At 65.7% G+C, this 15,030-nt stretch carries 16 protein-coding genes; 8 read left to right on the forward strand and 8 right to left on the reverse strand.

The window, feature by feature from the left end; translation table 11 throughout:
* Nucleotides 1–26 precede the first annotated feature (26 nt).
* The 3 genes from B4F51_RS14635 to B4F51_RS14645 form a co-directional block, all read right to left on the reverse strand.
* Nucleotides 27–1,193 carry a restriction endonuclease subunit S gene (locus B4F51_RS14635; protein ID WP_296226658.1) on the reverse strand — a complete coding sequence of 389 codons (1,167 nt, stop codon included), beginning with the start codon at nt 1,191–1,193 and terminating at the stop codon, nt 27–29.
* Nucleotides 1,190–2,710, reverse strand: a complete 1,521-nt coding sequence (locus tag B4F51_RS14640) for a type I restriction-modification system subunit M (RefSeq protein ID WP_296226659.1) — start codon at nt 2,708–2,710, stop codon at nt 1,190–1,192. Before B4F51_RS14640 ends, B4F51_RS14635 begins: the two co-directional genes overlap by 4 nt.
* Nucleotides 2,711–3,038: 328 nt before the next feature.
* Nucleotides 3,039–3,515: an RrF2 family transcriptional regulator gene (locus B4F51_RS14645; RefSeq protein ID WP_296226660.1), complete on the reverse strand. Its 477-nt coding sequence runs from the start codon at nt 3,513–3,515 to the stop codon at nt 3,039–3,041.
* A 229-nt stretch (nt 3,516–3,744) separates the two neighbouring features.
* Between B4F51_RS14645 and B4F51_RS14650 the strand changes: the two genes are divergently transcribed.
* From B4F51_RS14650 to B4F51_RS14670, 5 genes are all read left to right on the forward strand, one after another.
* Nucleotides 3,745–4,947, forward strand: a complete 1,203-nt coding sequence (locus tag B4F51_RS14650) for a globin domain-containing protein (RefSeq protein WP_296226661.1) — start codon at nt 3,745–3,747, stop codon at nt 4,945–4,947.
* A gap of 22 nt (nt 4,948–4,969) precedes the next feature.
* The gene (locus B4F51_RS14655; protein ID WP_296226663.1) at nt 4,970–6,181 is read left to right on the forward strand and encodes an NnrS family protein; all 1,212 of its coding nucleotides are present in this window, start codon (nt 4,970–4,972) and stop codon (nt 6,179–6,181) included.
* Nucleotides 6,182–6,268: 87 nt separating this feature from the next.
* Entirely contained in the window at nt 6,269–7,726 is a 1,458-nt protein-coding gene (locus B4F51_RS14660; protein WP_296226664.1) for a PLP-dependent aminotransferase family protein, read from the forward strand.
* Nucleotides 7,727–7,805: 79 nt separating this feature from the next.
* The gene (locus B4F51_RS14665; RefSeq protein WP_296226665.1) at nt 7,806–8,243 is read left to right on the forward strand and encodes a carboxymuconolactone decarboxylase family protein; all 438 of its coding nucleotides are present in this window, start codon (nt 7,806–7,808) and stop codon (nt 8,241–8,243) included.
* An 84-nt stretch (nt 8,244–8,327) separates the two neighbouring features.
* The gene (locus B4F51_RS14670; RefSeq protein ID WP_296226666.1) at nt 8,328–8,756 is read left to right on the forward strand and encodes an SRPBCC family protein; all 429 of its coding nucleotides are present in this window, start codon (nt 8,328–8,330) and stop codon (nt 8,754–8,756) included.
* 11 nt (nt 8,757–8,767) lie between these two features.
* Here the strand turns inward: B4F51_RS14670 and B4F51_RS14675 are convergent, their stop codons facing one another.
* Nucleotides 8,768–10,036, reverse strand: coding sequence for an MFS transporter (locus B4F51_RS14675; RefSeq protein ID WP_296226667.1), 1,269 nt, complete (start codon nt 10,034–10,036; stop codon nt 8,768–8,770).
* Between the two features lie 148 nt (nt 10,037–10,184).
* Nucleotides 10,185–11,069, reverse strand: coding sequence for a LysR family transcriptional regulator (locus B4F51_RS14680; protein WP_296226669.1), 885 nt, complete (start codon nt 11,067–11,069; stop codon nt 10,185–10,187).
* A 147-nt stretch (nt 11,070–11,216) separates the two neighbouring features.
* Here B4F51_RS14680 and argC point away from each other — a divergent pair, with 147 nt between their 5' ends.
* Nucleotides 11,217–12,155, forward strand: coding sequence for an N-acetyl-gamma-glutamyl-phosphate reductase (gene argC / locus B4F51_RS14685; protein ID WP_296226670.1), 939 nt, complete (start codon nt 11,217–11,219; stop codon nt 12,153–12,155).
* 63 nt (nt 12,156–12,218) lie between these two features.
* On the opposite strand, the gene B4F51_RS14690 is transcribed toward argC, so the two are convergent.
* Nucleotides 12,219–12,533: a hypothetical protein gene (locus B4F51_RS14690; protein WP_296226671.1), complete on the reverse strand. Its 315-nt coding sequence runs from the start codon at nt 12,531–12,533 to the stop codon at nt 12,219–12,221.
* A 246-nt stretch (nt 12,534–12,779) separates the two neighbouring features.
* Nucleotides 12,780–13,868, reverse strand: a complete 1,089-nt coding sequence (locus B4F51_RS14695) for a nickel/cobalt efflux protein RcnA (protein WP_296226672.1) — start codon at nt 13,866–13,868, stop codon at nt 12,780–12,782.
* 102 nt (nt 13,869–13,970) lie between these two features.
* Between B4F51_RS14695 and B4F51_RS14700 the strand changes: the two genes are divergently transcribed.
* Together B4F51_RS14700 and B4F51_RS14705 are read left to right on the forward strand one after the other, a co-directional pair.
* On the forward strand, nt 13,971–14,243 hold the full coding sequence (locus tag B4F51_RS14700) for a metal/formaldehyde-sensitive transcriptional repressor (RefSeq protein ID WP_296226673.1): 273 nt from the start codon (nt 13,971–13,973) through the stop codon (nt 14,241–14,243).
* Between the two features lie 35 nt (nt 14,244–14,278).
* A complete protein-coding gene (locus tag B4F51_RS14705; protein WP_296226674.1) occupies nt 14,279–14,704 on the forward strand; it encodes a nuclear transport factor 2 family protein in 426 nt (141 codons plus the stop codon).
* A gap of 95 nt (nt 14,705–14,799) precedes the next feature.
* On the opposite strand, the gene B4F51_RS14710 is transcribed toward B4F51_RS14705, so the two are convergent.
* Nucleotides 14,800–15,009 (reverse strand): hypothetical protein, encoded by a 210-nt coding sequence (locus tag B4F51_RS14710; protein WP_414706773.1) that lies wholly within the window; start codon nt 15,007–15,009, stop codon nt 14,800–14,802.
* Between the last annotated feature and the right edge of the window lie 21 nt (nt 15,010–15,030).

The raw sequence follows: 15,030 nt of genomic DNA on the forward strand, positions 1-15,030 counted from the left end.
CGTTGCGCCCGGGTGGGCGCAGTGCATCAGAGCAGTCCTGCAAACGCGCGGTGCTGCAGCGAGGCGAACAGCGCGTCGAGTTGCGCCAGTGCAGCGCGGTGGGTGGACTTGAGGCGCTCGATGGCGGTGAGGCGTTGGGCGAATTGTTCTTGCAGGGCGAGCGGAGGGGTAAGCAGTTCGATTTGCTCGAATCTTGATTTATTGAGCAGGCCTTTCATCGCAGAGGTTGCGTCAGCTTGGAACAGGCGTTTGCCCACGCGGATCTGCCCATAGAAGAAATGGGCGTTGCCGAGCTCGGGTGTGAATGCATTGATCTGCTGATTGAATGCCACCTCTCGGTCAATCATGGCGGAGTTCCCGATGCAGTTGGGGCTTCCCGCAATGCAGGTCACGAGAATTGATCCGGGAGGTGCAGTGCGCGCGACGTGTTTTCCTTCAGGAGAGAGCGATTCGCTTGCTTGGGTAGCGTAGTAATTTGCGGTTCCGAGGTTGTCAGACTTGATCCACTCAATGGCGTTGCCGTAGTAAGCCGCATTGGCTCTGGACGGTGTATTGCCGGTCACTACCCTGCCGAGTTCACTGATCGGCTTGCGTTCCCATCCCTTCGGATTCGTCACCGGATCACCAAACATCTCGATGAAGACCGATTGTGCAAGCTCATCGAGCAGCGCGAGCGCCTGCCGGCGCTTGGCGCGCAGGGCTTCGGCCTGGTCGAGGATGGTGGCGATGCGGCGTTGTTCGGGGAGTGTGGGCAGCGGCACCGGCAACGACAGAAAGATGTCGTCAGGCAGGGTGCGCCGTCGGGCAGTGGTTCCCTGTAGCTTGGTTACGTAGAACCGGCACGCTTGTGGTGATCGCAGGAAGCGCTCCAGATACCGGTGATCAACCCTGGTGAAATCGCTCACGTCCCACACGTCGTACGCAGGGCTGACAATGGCCGCGTCATGCAGCCGCTGGAATGCAAGAACCCCTTCGTCGATGGGAAAGCCCACCACGAGTTGGTTGTAGCGCACGACCTTGTATGGCGACGTGTCGGCGCTGGCAACCCGCTTCTTAAATTTCTCCGCTTGGTCGACAAGCCCACTGTGCATGGTCATCGACAGGATCGGGTAGTTGCCGTCCCCCGCCCTCACAAGCCTTGCCGGGGTAATGATCTCTCTGAGCTGCTGGTGCTCTAGTTGCCGAGACGTCATGCCAGCAGCCTCCGCAACTCAGCGGTTTCGCGCTCGATTTCCGCTTCCAATAGCGTAAGGGCCGCGAGAATGTTGCTTGGTGAATCGTGCTCCACTGAGATGTGAGCGACCTCCTTGTACCGATTGATGGAGAGGTCATACCCCTGCGCCGCAATTTCCTCCTTCGGCACACAAAAGCTCTGCGCCGTGCGCGGGTTGTCGCGCTCGCGACGTTCGCGCTGGCTCCAGCGGTACAGCGCGTCGGGTAGGTTGTTCCTGGCGTGGTCTTCCGGCACCAGCGGCGTTTTCGGCGTGGCGCCCTGCTTGTCTTCGGGCAGCAGCGGCGTGCGCTTGTCGTCCAGGCTCATGCCGTCGGCGGCCAGGTCGTAGAACCAGACCTGGTCGGTGCCGCCCACGCCGGTCTTGGTGAATAGCAGGATGGCGGTCGACACACCCGCATACGGCTTGAACACACCGCCCGGCAGCTTGACGATGCCTTCCAGCTTATGGTCTTCCACCAGCATCTTGCGCAGCGTCTTGTGCGCGGTGCTGGAGCCGAACAGCACGCCGTCGGGCACGATCACCGCCGCGCGGCCGCCGTTCTTGAGCAGCTTCAGGAAGAGCGCGAGAAACAGCAGTTCGGTCTTCTTGGTCTTGACCATGCGCAGCAGGTCTTTGGCGGTGCTGTCGTAATCCAGGCTACCGGCAAACGGCGGGTTGGCGAGGATGAGCGAGTATTTGTTCTCGTCATCGGCATGCGCCTGCGCGAGCGAATCGCGATAGCGGATGTCGGGCCCTTCCACGCCGTGCAACAACATGTTCATGCTGCCGATGCGCAGCATGGTGTTGTCGAAGTCGTAGCCGTGGAACATGTTGTGGTGGAAGTGCGCGGCCTTTGCTGCGTCATGCAGCAGTTCGGGATGCTCGCGCCGCAGATACTCGCTGGCAGCCACTAGGTATCCGCAGGTGCCCGAGGCAGGGTCGCAGATGGTGTCTTCCGGCTGCGGCCGCGTGAGCTCCACCATGAAATCGATGATGTGGCGCGGCGTGCGGAACTGCCCGTTCTGCCCGGCGCTGGCGATCTTGCCGAGCATGTATTCGTACACGTCGCCCTTGGTGTCGCGCCGCTCCATCGGCACGGCGTCGAGCAGGTCCACCACCTTGGCCAGCAGCGCCGGCGTGGGGATGGTGAAGCGCGCATCCTTCATGTGGTGGGCGTAGGTGGAGCCGTCGCCGCCCATGGTGCGCAGGAAGGGGAAGGCGCGTTCGGCCACTACGTCGTACATGGCCTGCGCGCTGCCCAGGTTCTTGAAGTTGCGCCAGCGCAGGTCTTGCTGGTCCGCTCCGAAGATCAGGCGGCCGCTGGTGCTGCCTGTGCGGTTGCGCTCGTTCTCGGCCAGGGTGTGCAGGTCATCCAGCCGCTTGAGGAAGAGCAGATAGGTGAGCTGCTCGATGACTTCGATCGGGTTGGCGATGCCGCCGGACCAGAAGGCGTCCCAGATGCGGTCGATTTGGTTCTTGATGTCGCCGGTAATCATGCGTGTGCTCGTCGGGCTGGTTGCCAGGCAGTGTGTGCCTGCCGCCGTCGCCCGGCTGTGAATTCGTGTGATGCGCGGTGCGGCGTGGCCGGCACGTCGCTCGGGAATGGTGTGCCGCGCATTATTGCAGATCAGAAGGGGGGAGCGCGGCGCATGGACGGCGAGGCGGCATCGCCTGTATCACTCCGGCTTTCGACTTGAAGATCGGGGCAGTACAGGAGTGCTGGCCAACGGCGCAAACGGGTGGATGGACTGGCAAGACGCCAAGGGCAATACGTTGAAGATGCTGCTGGAGGCAGCTGGCCGAGGGTCCTGAACCGACGGCCGATCAACCCGCCTTGCGCTTGACGCTACGCGGCATCGGCAGCGTCGTCGACTCGCCCAGCGCGCGGTTGACCGCGGCAGGTTTGTCGACGAGATCTTCCAGCGTGTACCCGTCGAGCACCTCGAAGTACGCCCGCAATGCCGTCCCCAGCACCCCGCGCAGCCCGCATACGCGGGTGATCACACAATGGTTGTCTTCAGTGTGAAAGCACTCGACCAGGCGAAAGTCGGGTTCGGTGGCGCGCACCACTGCGCCCAGGTTGATCTCGGCGGCGGGCCGGCCCAACGTGATGCCGCCCGCGCGACCGCGCACGGTGTGCAGGAAGCCGTCCTGGCCAAGCTGCTGCACGATCTTGATGAGGTGGTTCTTGGGAATGTCGAAGGCATCCGCAATGCGCTGGATGGTGACCAGTTCGTCCGGGTGCACGGCCACATAGATCAGTGTGCGCAGGGCGTAGTCGGTGTAATCGGTCAGTCGCATGGCGGGCAGACAGGTTTGTGGTGCGCAAAACATTCACGAAAGACACATCTTACGGGCAAGTGAGCCAGAAGATGCGCCGGTTTGCCGCAGATCAATTTGTTGCATCTCAAATATATGTTTAATAGAATCGATTTCAAGCAGTTGCCTCGTCATCGAGGCAACACATAACAGAGCGTGACGGCGCCCCCGTCCTATTTGTTGTATTCATCACGCATATTTGGAGTTCACAATGCTGTCCGAGCGGTCCAAGCCTTTCATTGATGCCAGTGTTCCCGTGCTGCGCGAGCACGGTCTGACGATCACGCAGACCTTCTACCGCAACATGTTTGCCAGCCATCCTGAGCTGACCAACGTGTTCAACATGGGCAACCAGGCCAATGGGTCGCAACAGCAGTCGCTGGCCTCAGCCGTGTTTGCCTACGCCGCCAACCACGGCAACAACGCGGCACTGGGGCCGGTGGTCAACCGCATCGTGCACAAGCATGCGGCCGTGGGCATCAAGCCGAGCCACTACCCCATCGTCGCGCGGCACCTGCTGGGCGCGATTGCCGAAGTGCTGGGCGATGCCGCCACGCCAGAGTTGCTGGCCGCGTGGGATGAAGCGTATTGGCTGCTCGCCGCCGAGCTGATCGCCGCCGAAGCGCGCCTGTACCAGCATGCCGGCAGTGGCCCGGACCACCGTCAGCCGGTGCGCATTGTCGAGCGCCGTCAGCAAGCCGAAGATGTCGTCTCGTTCACGCTGGAAGCCGTGGGCGACACCCCGCTGGCGGGCTTCCTGCCCGGGCAGTACATCTCGGTGCAGGTGGAGCTGGCCCCGGGCGTGCTGCAGCAGCGTCAATACAGCCTGTCGGACGCGCCGAATGGCCGCACGTGGCGCATCTCGGTCAAGCGCGATGCCGGCGATGGCAATCATCCGGCCGGCACCGTATCGAACTGGCTGCACGCCAACGCACGCGAAGGCGAAGTCCTGCTGGTCAGCCAACCGTACGGCGATTTCGTCCCGCAGCTCGCCACCGATAATCCCATCGTGCTGCTGTCGGCCGGCGTCGGCATCACACCGATGATTTCCACGCTCAACACGCTTGCGCAGCAGAGCAGCGCACGCAAGATCGTGTTTAGCCATGCCGATCGCGCAGCCGCGCACGTTGCCCATGCCGATGACCTGGAGCGTGCGGCGCAAGCCCTGCCGGATTTCGAGGCGCACGTGTTCCTGGAGTCGGGCGAGGATGCCGCCTTCGCCTCGCGCCCGGCCCAGCCCGGTCGCATGACGGTCGATACATTCATCGACTGCCATGCCAATGCCGATTTCTATCTCTGCGGCCCGCTGCCCTTCATGCAGGCTCAGCGCGCGGCGTTGCTTGCCGGCGGCGTGCCGGTTGAGCGCATCCACCGCGAGGTGTTCGGCCCCGATCTGCTGGACGACATCCTCTAAGCCCAACTTTCGGGAGACCACCATGCCCCGCCCCGCCCCGCTGCTCACCATCGGCCAGCCCGATCCCGCCAGCCGCGTGCCATATGCGGGGCATCCGGTCTTTGCGCTGGGCTTCCGGCCGTTCTACTTGCTGGCAGCCGGGTTTGCCGCGTTGGGGATGGCGCTTTGGGCTGCCTTGTCGGCGGGCGTGTTGCCTTCTGCGCATGGTCCGGTGCTGCCACCGCTGTTCTGGCATGCGCACGAGATGGTGTTCGGCTTTGCGGCCGCCGTGGTGGTCGGCTTTCTGTTCACGGCGGGCAAGAACTGGACAGGCTTGCAGACGCCACAGGGGTGGCGGCTGGCCGCGCTTGCGGGGTTGTGGCTGGCGGCGCGCGTGCTGATGTGGACCGGGCCGCTGCCATTGGCAGTCGCCGTGGATGTGGCCTTCCTGCCGGCATGCGGCGTGTTGTTCCTGCTGATCCTGCGGCGGGCGCGCAGCGTGCGCAACTATGGGCTGGCGATCGCGTTGCTGGTGCTCGGCGCCATCAACGCCGGTTTTCATACGGCGCTGGCCATGGGCGCGCCGCTCGCCGCGCTGCGTTGTCTCGATGCGGCGGCCGGGCTGGTGTGCGTGTTCGTAACGGTCATGGGCGGGCGCGTCATCCCTATGTTCACGACCAACGCCATTGCCGGCGTACATATCCGGCGCACGGTGTGGGCCGAACGCGCGATGGTGCCGCTGACCGTGCTCGCGGTGGTTGCCCTGGCGGTGCCCATGCAGGGCATCGTGCCGGCTGCCGTGTTTGCGGCGGCGGCTGTGGTGCAGGCTATCCGCTGGGCCGGCTGGGATTCGCGCCGCACGCTGCGCACGCCCATCGTCGCCGTCCTGCACGTGGCGTATGCGTTCCTGCCGGTCGGGTTTGCCTTGCTGGCTGCCGCCGCGCTCGGTTGGGGCGATCGCTCTACCGCGCTGCATGCGCTCACGGCCGGCGCCATCGGTTGCGCCATCGTGGCGATGATCACGCGCACGGCGCTTGGCCACACCGGCCGGCTGCTGCGTACGGGCCGGGCGGAGAACTTTGCCTATGCCGCCGTTACCCTGGCGGCGCTGGTGCGTGTTGCCGGGCCGATGCTGCTGCCGCGCGGTGTGTGGATCGGTGCGGCAAGCGCACTCTGGGTGGCGGCCTTCGTGGTCTACCTCTGGCGCTACACGCCGTGGCTGCTGACCCCGCGCGCGGATGGCCGCGACGGCTGAGCGCGGTGTTTCCCATCTTCCATCGCATTGCCCGCTGAAGCGGCGGCTCCGTAGAATGGCGCAGCCCCACCGCTCTCTGCGTCCACGATGGATGTCCATTTGACGATCCACGGCCGGCACGATCTTGCCGGCCAGCTCTACCGCCAGTTGCGCACCGCCATCCTCGACGGCCGGCTCGTGCCGGGCGAGCGGCTGCCCTCCACACGCGATCTTGCGCAGCAGATCGGGGTGTCGCGCAAGACCACGCTCGATGTGTTCGAACGCCTGATCGCCGAAGGCTATCTGCACTCGCGCGCCGGTTCCGGCACCTTCGTGGCCGAGGCGACGCAGGGTTTGGCCGGACGCATGCTGCAGGCGTCGACGGCCGCGCAGCTCGCGTCGTCGGCGCCGTCTGTGCGTACCTTCGCCACGCCATGGAACGACGTGCCCGACGTGCTGCCCATGCCGCGCACAAGCGTGGTCTACGACTTCGTGGGCGGCGTGACGGAGAAGCGTCTCTTCCCGTTCGACAAGTGGCGCAGTTGCGTCGCGCATGCGCTGCGCCAGCAGGCGCGCGGGCGCGGCGCGTATCACGACCCGGCCGGCGACCAGGCGCTGCGCCTGGCCATCTCGCGCTACCTGGCGTTCAGCCGCGCAGTGGTCTGTGCCTGGGGCGATATTGTCGTCATGCATGGCGCGCAGCAGGCCATCGACCTGATTGCCCGCGTGCTGGTGCGCCCCGGCGACACGGTAGCGGTGGAAGACCCCGGTTATCCGCCCGCGCGCATTGCACTGCAGGCGTTGGGGGCCAACGTTGTGCCGGTGCCGGTGGATGCCGAGGGCCTGATCGTCGACGCCCTGCCGCCGCACGCCCGGCTCGTCTACGTAACGCCGTCGCACCAGTTCCCATTGGGCATGCCGATGAGCCTGGCGCGCCGCGCGCAATTGCTCGAGTGGGCGCAGCGTCATGACGCGCTCATCATCGAAGACGACTACGACAGCGAATTCCGCTTCGACGGCCGGCCGATGGAATCGCTCAAAAGCCTGGATGCGGCCGGTTGCGTGGCCTACGTCGGCACCTTCTCGAAGACGATCTTTCCGGAGCTGCGCATCGGTTACGTGGTGCCGCCGGCCTCGCTGGTGGTGCCCCTGCGGCGTGCCAAGCAGGTGGCCGACTGGCACAGCGAGTCGCTCACGCAGGCGGCACTGGCCAAGTTCATGCTCGACGGCGATTTCGGCAAGTATCTGCGCCGCATGCACAAGGAATACGCCGCGCGGCGCAACGCACTGCTGCGGCATCTGCGCGGGCCTCTTGAACGGTGGCTGGCGCCGATGCCCTCGGCGGCGGGCATCCACATGGCGGCGCAACTGCAGGCGCCATTGTCGGAGGCGGCCGTGGTGAAGCTGGCCGAGAGCGTGGGCGTGGGCCTGTACGGCACGGCCAGGATGCACGTGGCACTGCCGCCGCAGCCGGGGCTGCTGCTCGGTTACGGGCACGTGAACGTGGCGGAAATCGATGCCGGGCTCAGCAAGCTGTCGGAGGCTCTGGCCAGGGTGGCTACCTGAAAGTCACGCCGATTGGTGCTTTTTTCGGGGCCACCAGAACGCTAATCTGGCATCCGTCCCACGCTACGGATGCCCGATCATGGAAGCTCGTCTCGATTACACCAAGAGCAGTCCCGCCGCCGTTCAGGCCGTTATGGGCCTGGAGAAAGCCCTCGGCAAGAGCACGCTCGAAAAACCCCTGACCGAACTCGTGCGCCTGCGTGCCTCGCAGATCAATGGCTGCGCTTACTGCATTGACCTGCACACCGCCGACGCGCGCCGTGCCGGCGAAGACGATCGGCGCCTCGCCACCGTTTCGGTCTGGCACGAAACGCCGCTTTTCACCGACCGCGAACGCGCCGCGCTGGCCTGGACGGAAGCCGTCACGCTGGTCGGCCAAACGCACGTGCCCAACGATGTGTGGCACGCCGTGCGCGCGCAGTTTTCCGATGCGGAGTTGGTTGACCTGACGCTGCTGATCTGCACCATCAATACGTGGAACCGGCTGGCGATCAGCTTTCGCAAGCCCTTGGCCTGAGCGGCCAGCAAGGCGGAGGAGCGCCCGCCTATACTCGGTCGATCGGCCGCATCCCGACCGCGTTCCGCCGATTTTGGAGGCAGCATGCTGCACCCCGTCCGCACCCTCAGCATCAACGTCGCGCGTCATTTCGATGACGTGGCCGCCTTCCTGGCCGAGCCGCTGAATTTCCCCACCTGGGCGACCGGCCTGTCGACGGGGCTCACACCCGGCACGCAGGGTTCGGGCGCGGCGCCCGGCGAGTGGATTGCGCAGGCGCCGGAGGGCGCTGGGGGCACCGTATTCATCCGCTTCAGCCCGCCCAACGAGTTCGGCATTGCCGACCACTGGGTCCGCCTGCCTGACGACACCGTCGTCTACGTGCCGCTGCGGGTGGTGCGCAACGGGGCCGGCACCACCGTTTCGCTCACGCTGTTCCAGCCACCCAACATGGACGATGCGCAGTTTGAGGCCGACGCGGAATGGGTACAGCGAGACTTGGTGAAACTCAAGACGGTGCTGGAAGCGGAGTGAAGGTTGAAGGTTCAGGCCTGTTCAGTATGCGTGGTTTGCGGTGCGGACGGCGACGCGAGCGACGGATCGCCGTGCTCGTTCGATCCCTTCACCCGGTGCACCAGGAACACGCAGAACAGCCCCGCCACCACAGCTAGCCAGCCATTGAGCCCGTAGCCGTCAATGTGTCCGTTGGCGCCATTGGTGAGCAGCAGCCCACCCAGCCATGCGCCGATGCCCGTGCCCACCGACATCACCGCACTGTTGGCCGAGAGAAACGCGCCGCGCACCTGCGGGGAGGGCACCGTCGTCATCAGCGCCTGCATGGGCACCATGCGGCTGGAGAGGATCACCATGAAGCACGGGAAGAACAGCAGGATGCCGACAAACGGCCAATCCGGCAGGTGCGTCATCACCAGCACCGGAATGAAGGCCAGCAACGCGGCCACCACGAACACGCGGCGGCGCCCGTAATGGTCGGCCAGCTTGCCGACGGCGCGCGAGCTGAAGAACGACGCCGCACCACCCGCCACATACAGCCATGCCAGATCCTGCGGCGCCACGCCATGGTTGGCCACCAGCACCGGCGAGATGAACGGAATCACCAGCATGTGCGAGCCCATCATCACGAAGGTCAGCAGAAAGGCACGCAGATGGCGCGGGTTGGTCAGCAACTGCCACAGGCCCGTGAGGATCTGGCCGGGCGTCTGGCTGGTGCCGCTGAGGTGTTCGGTGAGCGGCGGAATGGTCTGCCGCGCGCCCAGCCAGATCAGCACGGTGAGCGCGGTCAGCAGGAAGAACGGCGCCGTCCAGCCCAGGTGCGCCCCTAGCGCCACGCCCACCGGCACACCTGCCATGGCCGCCAGCGCAAACGACGACATCACCACGCCGGTGGCGGCCCCGCGCCGCGCGGGCGGAATCACATCGGCCAGGACGGCGAGAACGATCGACCCGAGCACGCCGCCCGTGAGCCCAGCAAAGGCACGTGCAAACAGCAGCATGGCGTAGCTGCCCGACAGCGCGCAGGCCAGGTTGGCCAGCGTGAACAAGCCGTAGACGGTCAGCAGCAGGCGGCGACGGTCGAAGCGGTCTGTATAGGTGGCGGCCAGCAGGCCCGAGGCGCCCGAGCACAGCGAATACACCGACACCGCTGTGGCGAAGGCCGCCGGGCCGATGCCAAACGTGTGCATGATTTGCGGCCCGAGCGGCATCATCACCATGAAATCCATGACGACGGTGAACTGCGTGAGCGCGAGCAGCCAGAGCAGGCGGCGCTCTCGGGTGGGGTCAAGTCGGGGCATGAGGGCGAAGGAAAGGAGTGGGCGCACGCTGGTGGCGGCGCCTATTTGTGTCTAAAAATATATCTTACGATAGTTATCGCGACACAAGAAGTCAAACTCTATTCAGCAGGATTCTGCTCCTGACCGATGCGTCAAGGGGAGCAACGGGCTATTTCACCCGCAGCGCCCACAGCACGTCGAGCACGTGCTGCGTGGAGCGCTCGATATGCCCGGCCCGGTGCGCGATCCCCAGCTCGCGCCACAGTGCCGGCCGCAGCGGCCGCATGACGATGCGCGCGTCCGACAGCGGCGCTGATGCCTCATGCGGCAGCAGCGTCGCGCCATAGCCGGCGGCCACGAGGCTCTTGATCGCATCGTTGTAGTTGAGCTGGATGCGCGGCGCGGGGTGGTGGCCGTCGGCCGCGAACCATTCCGTCGTCAGGCGCGAGAGCCGCGTGGTGGCGTCGTTCAGGATCAGCGGCTGCGCGGCCAGCCAGGTGGGCGTGATGCGCGCCGGGCTCTGCCAGTGCGCGGGCAGGAAGGCCACCACCGGATCGCGCCGCCACGGCTTGATCGCCAGCCCCGCCACCTGCGACTGCGGCAGGGCCACCAGCCCGATGTCGAGCGCGCCATCGGTCAGCCCCGCGAGCGTTTCCTGCGAGGTGAGCACCGCCACCTGCACGTCGATGCCTGGGTGGTCCTGGCGCAGCGCCTCCAGCGCCTGCGGCAGCAGGTGCGCGATCGCGCCGGTGGAAGCCCCCAGCCGCACGCGCCCGCTCAAGCCCTGCACCTGGCGCTGGATATCGTCGAGCGCCTGTTCGGCATCGGCCAGCAGCTTGCGGGCGCGTTCGACCATCGCCTCGCCGATGGCCGTCGGCCGCACCTCCCCACGCTTGCGCGAGAGCAGTGGCGCACCCACGCGGCTCTCCAGCTCGGCAATGTGCAGGCTGACCGTGGGCGGTGCCAGGTGCAGCGCGCGTGCCGCGTCGGCAAACGAGTTGCGGTCGGCCACTTCCACCAAGGTGCGCAGACGGTCCAGGCTGATCTCTCGCATCGCTCTCTCAGGGTCGGTTGGCTGATTCAGAAAACATGAATGTGGTGGTTGTGAAATTCAACTTTTCACATTCTAGGCTGCGCCCGAAGATAACGGCACACACGCTTCACACGCGCCTGCCCACCAACCCCACTGGAGACTCCCGCCATGTCCGCTCCCCTGATCTTCATCGACGGCGACCAAGGCACCACTGGCCTGCAGATCCACGAACGCCTGCGCGGCCACAAGGACTTGCAGGACTTGCAATTGCTGACGCTGCCCGCCGAATTTCGCAAAGACCCGGCCCGCCGCGCCGAGGCCATCAACGCCTGCGATATCGCCATCCTGTGTCTGCCCGATGCCGCGGCGCGCGAGGCGGTGGCGTCCATCGTCAACCCGAACGTGCGTGTGATCGATGCCAGCTCCGCGCATCGCACCACGCCAGGCTGGACGTACGGTTTTCCGGAGATGACGGCTGGTCAGGCGCAGCGCGTTGCCACGGCCGCGCGCGTGACCAATCCCGGCTGCTATCCGACCGGGGCGATCGGGCTACTGGGCCCGTTGGTCTGGGCGGGGCTGGTGCCGGCGGACTACCCCGTCAGCATTCACGCGGTGTCCGGCTATTCGGGCGGCGGCCGCGCGGCCGTTGAGCAGTACGAAGGGCCCGAAGCATCGAACGCGCCGGCGCTCCAGGTATACGGGCTGGGCCTCGCGCACAAGCACACGCCGGAGATTCAGCAGCACGCCGGGCTCACGCAGCGGCCGATCTTCGTGCCAGCCTACGGCGCGTTCCGCCAGGGCATCGTGCTTACGGTGCCGCTCGAAGTGCGGCTGCTCGCGCCGGGTGCCAATGCGGCCAAGCTGCATGCCTGCCTGGCGGATCACTACGCCGGCACGCGGCACGTGCAGGTGATGCCCCTGGAGGCGTCATCCGAACTGACGCATCTGGACCCGCAAGCGCTCAACGGCACCAACGACATGCGTCTGGGTGTGTTCAGCAATGCGGCCCATGGCCAAGTGCTCTTGACCGCGGTGTTCGACAACCTTGGCAAGGGCGCGTCGGGCGCGGCGGTGCAGAACCTGGAACTGATGCTGGCGCGCGCTTGAGCCCCTCGTGCGCGAGGAAGGCCCTGCATGCGCGCCGGGCCTCCTCATGCGCACCGCCGCTCGTCACGCACGCGCGCCCCGTGCATCGCTCGGATAGTTCGTGTCGCTGCGCCATGCGAGCGCGTCATGCGCGTTCGTTTGACGATTGGCGCCTTGCCCGTAGGGGTCGAAGCGATCGTATTTCCAGGCCAGGTAGCCATAGGTGTCGGCCTGACGATCTGCGCCTTGCGTGAACGGGTCCGCCTTGTCGATGGCGCCTTGCGTATAGGGGTCGAACCTCGTCTGGGCGGCCGACGCAGGTTGTGCGAGAAACAGTGCGGCGGAAGCTGAAAGCGTGGCGAACAATGCCAGCGAAAGGCGGCGAGTGCGGGTGTGCATGATGAACTCCTGATGCAGTGAACGTGCGCCGCCGGAGGCGGCATCCCATCGGGTCGCTGGCGGCGCCTTGCCGCCTCGATCCCACAGGTTGGTCGCGCCATCGATGCAAACCTGACACTGCATTGACGAGAACCTGATCGCGCCGGCCGGCCTGTACCTGCTGATACGCGGGCCGGCCGGCAACGGATGCAGTCTCGGGAGCGCGTGCGCCTGACGCAATATCCACACGCACGCGGGACGCCACCGCTACGACAACTGCATCACCCCCCGCACGCCCTGCCAGCCCACGTACAGCCCCACCAGCGCAATCAGCACACCCGAGAAATACGGCGCCGTGCGCGCGAACTCGCCAAAGCCGCTCCAGCGTTTGGAGACATGCTTCACGCTGAGTGCCGCCAGCGCGCCCGAGGCGACCATCGTCAGCGCCAGACCGATGCTGAAGCACACCACCAGCGTCGCGCCCAGCGAGATCTTCTTGAGCTGCAGGCACAGCAGCAGCACGGTAATGGATGCCGGGCACGGGATCAGCCCGCCGGTCAGGCCGAACACGATGATCTGACCCGTGGTCACCGCACGATTGGCGAAGCGGCGGCGGATGTCGTTGGCGTGCGCGCGCTCGTGCGCATCCTGGTAGTCGTCGGACGAGACATCCAGCCCGCCGTGATCATGCTCGGCGAACTCGACGTCGTAGTCGTGCCGATGATGCTCGTGCCCGAGCGACAGGCGCGCCACGAAGGCGTGCGGCTCGGGAATGGTCTGCTCCGATTCCAGGAAGCCGTCGCGTTGCACGAAGCTGAATGCCTGCCGGCTGCCATCGGGGCGTTCGGTGACGATCTGCACCTGATCTGCTGACCACGCATGGCCGCGCGTGCCTTCGCGTGCAAGCCGGAAGCGCGGCGGCACGCCGTCTTCGAACACTTCCAGCCGGACGACGCCGTGGCCGGTGTCGATGTGCTTGACGTCGTCATGGCCGTGATCATGCTCGTGCGCCGCGCTATGGCCGCGCCACGTGCGCCAGATCATCCAACCTGCCACGGCGACGATCAGCACGGCGGAAGCGACCTGGAAATACGGCTCGGTCGTCTCTGCATTCCAGTTGCGGCCGAAGTACAGGCCTGCCATGGCCACTGCCCACACCACCGCCGTATGCGAGACCGTGGCCGACAGGCCCAGCAGCACGGCCTGTGAGAGCGTGCCCCGGATGGCGACGATGAACGCCGCCATCATCGTCTTGGAATGCCCCGGCTCCAGGCCATGGAGCGCACCGAGCAGGATCGCACTCGGGACGAACAGCCAGGCATTGCCTTGCTGCAACAGGGTGGTGAAGGCGGTCATGGGTGGCGGAAAGAGCAGTTTTTTGAATCGGCGCAGTATACTGGCCCCCAGTATATTTATGCTAGCCTCCCGCGTCTGCAATCCACCCGAAGCCCTTCATCCATGGCACATACCATTCGCGATAAAGCCAAGCTGCTGGCGCGCGTGCGGCGCATCCAGGGGCAGGCGGCCGCTTTGGAAAACCAACTCGCGCAGGAGGGCGATTGCACGGCGATCTTGCAGCAGATCGCTGCCATTCGCGGCGCGGTCAACGGCCTGATGGCGGCCGTCATTGAAGGGCACCTGACGGATCACGTGGTCAAGGAGCCGACCGAGGCGCAGCGCCAGGAAGACCTCGATGCCGTGCTGCAGGTGATCAAGTCGTACCTGAAATAGAACGGTAGAACGCACCCGCGGCCTCGCGGCTCTCCATGACAACGGAGACCACGCAGACCGTCCGCGCCGAGCGCAACCTTCAACTCGCGCACGCCCTGCTCGACTGGAACCGCCAGCACCTGCGGCACGATACGGCGCTCTCCGAGGCCGTCATCGCCGAGCGCTTTGCCCCGCAGTTTGTCGTTTTCGCCAACGGGCGGCGCTACGACGCCAGCCACGAGAACTACAAAACGTTTCTCGACGGCTTCAAGCACACCATCGCAGCCATCGATTACGAGATAACGCAGACGGTGGCGGATGACGCCGGCGTGCTGCTCGGCATGCGCGCTTCGATTGCGCGCACGCACGGCGCTGTCGACGCTTTCGAGGCGATGCTGCTGCTGCGCTTCGACCACGCGGGCAAGGTGAGCCTGTGGCACGGGGTGTATGTGGAATCGCCGCGCGCGGCAGCGTCATCCTGAGTGCAGGGCTTGCGCGGCGATGATCCTGCTGGGGCTGGCGTTGGTGTTCCGCGCACAGCGATAAGCGGCGCGCAGCGGCTGACTTCCGGTCCGTGTCAGGCCTGGGGCAGTTGCACCGTTACCCGCAGCCCGCGTTTGGAGCCGCCAGCCTCGCCCGGTTCGACCTCCCAGCCCAGGCGCTGCACCACCGTGCTCACGATCGACGGCCCCAGCCCCGAACTCGTGGTCTCGTTAGCCAGCACGCAGTAGAACGGACCGCACGCGTGCGCGTTCATCGGCGGGGATGCCGGGCGATTCCACAGCACTCTGCCCGGGCAGACTTAGAT

The organism is Ralstonia sp. UBA689 (assembly GCF_002298975.1).
GTDB lineage: Bacteria > Pseudomonadota > Gammaproteobacteria > Burkholderiales > Burkholderiaceae > Ralstonia.

Coding starts and splice junctions, on each gene's coding strand:
- B4F51_RS14635 (WP_296226658.1), bottom strand. CDS start 1,193: ATGACGTCTCGGCAACTAGAGCACCAGCAGCTCAGAGAGATCATTACC.
- B4F51_RS14700 (WP_296226673.1), top strand. CDS start 13,971: ATGGCACATACCATTCGCGATAAAGCCAAGCTGCTGGCGCGCGTGCGG.
- B4F51_RS14705 (WP_296226674.1), top strand. CDS start 14,279: ATGACAACGGAGACCACGCAGACCGTCCGCGCCGAGCGCAACCTTCAA.
- B4F51_RS14660 (WP_296226664.1), top strand. CDS start 6,269: ATGGATGTCCATTTGACGATCCACGGCCGGCACGATCTTGCCGGCCAG.
- B4F51_RS14695 (WP_296226672.1), bottom strand. CDS start 13,868: ATGACCGCCTTCACCACCCTGTTGCAGCAAGGCAATGCCTGGCTGTTC.
- B4F51_RS14645 (WP_296226660.1), bottom strand. CDS start 3,515: ATGCGACTGACCGATTACACCGACTACGCCCTGCGCACACTGATCTAT.
- B4F51_RS14680 (WP_296226669.1), bottom strand. CDS start 11,069: ATGCGAGAGATCAGCCTGGACCGTCTGCGCACCTTGGTGGAAGTGGCC.
- B4F51_RS14655 (WP_296226663.1), top strand. CDS start 4,970: ATGCCCCGCCCCGCCCCGCTGCTCACCATCGGCCAGCCCGATCCCGCC.
- B4F51_RS14690 (WP_296226671.1), bottom strand. CDS start 12,533: ATGCACACCCGCACTCGCCGCCTTTCGCTGGCATTGTTCGCCACGCTT.
- B4F51_RS14665 (WP_296226665.1), top strand. CDS start 7,806: ATGGAAGCTCGTCTCGATTACACCAAGAGCAGTCCCGCCGCCGTTCAG.
- B4F51_RS14650 (WP_296226661.1), top strand. CDS start 3,745: ATGCTGTCCGAGCGGTCCAAGCCTTTCATTGATGCCAGTGTTCCCGTG.
- B4F51_RS14675 (WP_296226667.1), bottom strand. CDS start 10,036: ATGCCCCGACTTGACCCCACCCGAGAGCGCCGCCTGCTCTGGCTGCTC.
- B4F51_RS14670 (WP_296226666.1), top strand. CDS start 8,328: ATGCTGCACCCCGTCCGCACCCTCAGCATCAACGTCGCGCGTCATTTC.
- argC (WP_296226670.1), top strand. CDS start 11,217: ATGTCCGCTCCCCTGATCTTCATCGACGGCGACCAAGGCACCACTGGC.
- B4F51_RS14640 (WP_296226659.1), bottom strand. CDS start 2,710: ATGATTACCGGCGACATCAAGAACCAAATCGACCGCATCTGGGACGCC.